The sequence below is a fragment of the Ferroplasma sp. Type II genome (genome assembly GCF_000496155.1).
The window spans coordinates 1-2,216 of record NZ_KI542848.1 but is presented as its reverse complement, the minus strand read 5'-3'; the positions used below and the strand labels follow the sequence as shown (position 1 = coordinate 2,216).

The window sequence follows — 2,216 nt, the reverse complement described above, 5'->3', positions numbered from 1 at the left end:
TCGAGAGGCTCGGAATGTGATCGGCTCCTTCGATAATGACCAGTTCAGATTCTGGGATAAGTGAATGCACCCTCCTGTTAAGCGCAATCATGCCCGGGACGTCACGATGACCCATAATCATGAGTATGGGCATCTTGAGGACGCCGAGGCGCTGGAATGCCGGAGGTTCAGGTGAAATCTGGAAACTGTCCGGATCGTCATCATCAGTGTGAACATTTTCCTGAGCAATGTCAAGTATTTGCTCTCTAGCTTTTCCGGAAAGTGCAGAAGTCCAGAGGTCCACATCAATGGCTGCCGCTTCCCTGAACTTCCCCTCCTTCCGTAGGCGCAGGTATTCAGGCTCCTGTTCGCTGACCTTTTTCCACAGTTTGTTCTCTTCAGGGCCAGAACTCCTGTATCCCTTTATCCCGAAATCGACTGGGATCATAGCAGCAACTCGATCCGGATGTTCGACGGCAAAATCGAAGGATATCCTTCCGCCATTAGAAACACCAACCAGCACTGCCTTGCGGATCTTGAGGTGGTCCAAGAGAGCAAGGAGATCAGCCGCATCGGAATACTTGGCCTTAGATCTGGAAGATCTCCCGAATCCTCTGACATCATACCTGATTACCCTGTATTTTTTTGAGAATGCTTTTACCTGATTATCCCACATCCGGCTGTCCAGATAGCCCGCATGAATAAGCACTACAGGCAATCCGCTTCCCTGTTCTTCATAGAAAATGGACGTTTCTACCAGCTGCAACACTTTGAAAGTCATTCTAATCTCCATCAAACACTGAATATAAACGTTGTCGATTGCGTAACAGCGGGAGGGATTCCTAGATACAGAGTGAGGGATCCTCTGAAAATTAAACTGGGATAATGTTTTTGATCCTGCTTCTCTTGAATGCCCTTATTGCGTTTCTCGAATGACAATGAGCAACCACAAATTTCCTCTTCCTCTAGATTATGTCTATTATTCTTTCCGTCTTCATGGTCGACCTGTCATGGTATGTTATCTCATAGCTGAAACATGGATAAAAAAATAATATCTCTTTTTTATCCTGTTCAATTATTTTTTAATAATTTTAACGGTTTAAAAAAAGAGCAAAAGAGGGTGAAAATGTCATTAAAAGATGTAACCGGTATAAATTATGGGATGAGTAAGTTATAATGTCAAAAAATGTCAATTATTAAATTTTTATCTAATGTAATCAAGAAAAATATAGGACTTAAAACTGGCATTCGTATAAGAGAGGTTAGCCTGGCTAAAAGAATGGAAAATCGTTAATAATATTCTTAATAAATTGTAATCATTTTATTATATAATGTTATTTTTATATTACAAAAACTGGATCGACAGTATATAAATGAAAATAATTTCAATGCGATTTATCATTATTCACATTAAACCATCATCACAATGCGAGTGCCGGGATTTGGACCCGGGGCACGAGCTTGGCAAGCTCGCGTGTTGCCAGGCTACACCACACTCGCTTAAACTCACAAATACAACAGGGTATATATATTTTGACATGGCACATTAATCCTTTATTTCTATGCCATTGCGATTATTAGATGGAGTACGACTATAGAAATTGGTATAGTGATATTGTCATCTGCAATTTTATTGGATATGGACTCGGCAAATGTCCCTCCAAGTGCATAAATTGCCGAATAGAAATAAACAAAGAAAAATAATCCAAATAAAAAAGACGGCAAAAGCATTGCCATAAACCCTGCTATGGACTTTCTTTTATTGTATATGAGTTTTCTGCTCCTTATTTTCATCCCTATTATGGTTGCCAGCGAATCCCCTATCATTATCATAAATGCTGAAATATATATGACGGGAAGCGACCTGGTAAATGACAGCACCAGTAGAAAGCCTGCGGCGAGATACATAGAACCAAGTCCCAGTTTTGTGTCCTCCCTTTCCATCATATAAACAATATCGGCAATTCTGTTCTTATTATTGAGGTAAAGTATATTCCCGGCAAGATATATTATGAGGACAGCCAGAAGGATAAGAATCCTACCTTTAATTCCCTCAAAGGCAAATATTGCAATTGTTATAACTCCAGTAGAAATCTGGAAATAATCTCTGTAAGTTTCCCTTTTTATGTCCTTGCCCTTTTTTTCATTGTTGGTTATGTCATACTTTCTCATATTTTTGTCAAGGAACATTGAAAGGAGTATAGATATTGATATGGCTGCAAAAATAAATCTTACCG

The 2,216-nt window shown here is 39.5% G+C and carries 3 protein-coding genes and 1 tRNA gene; 1 reads left to right on the top strand and 3 read right to left on the bottom strand.

From position 1 onward, the window contains the following. Positions 1 to 760 (bottom strand): alpha/beta fold hydrolase (locus AMDU4_RS13845; protein ID WP_021788546.1); only part of this gene is annotated, 760 nt, incomplete at its 3' end. A gap of 255 nt (positions 761 to 1,015) precedes the next feature. Between AMDU4_RS13845 and AMDU4_RS13840 the strand changes: the two genes are divergently transcribed. Beyond that, complete coding sequence (locus AMDU4_RS13840) at positions 1,016 to 1,156, top strand: hypothetical protein (protein WP_021788545.1); 141 nt, start codon at positions 1,016 to 1,018, stop codon at positions 1,154 to 1,156. Positions 1,157 to 1,406: 250 nt separating this feature from the next. Here AMDU4_RS13840 and AMDU4_RS13835 read toward each other — a convergent pair. Beyond that, positions 1,407 to 1,479, bottom strand: a tRNA-Gly gene (locus AMDU4_RS13835). Positions 1,480 to 1,539: 60 nt separating this feature from the next. Continuing rightward, a partial coding sequence (locus tag AMDU4_RS13830) for a diacylglycerol/polyprenol kinase family protein (protein WP_021788544.1) occupies positions 1,540 to 2,216 on the bottom strand: 677 nt, incomplete at its 5' end.

What these genes read in the sequence shown, in the direction of transcription:
- AMDU4_RS13840 (WP_021788545.1), top strand. Translation starts at nt 1,016, where the DNA reads ATGGATAAAAAAATAATATCTCTTTTTTATCCTGTTCAATTATTTTTT.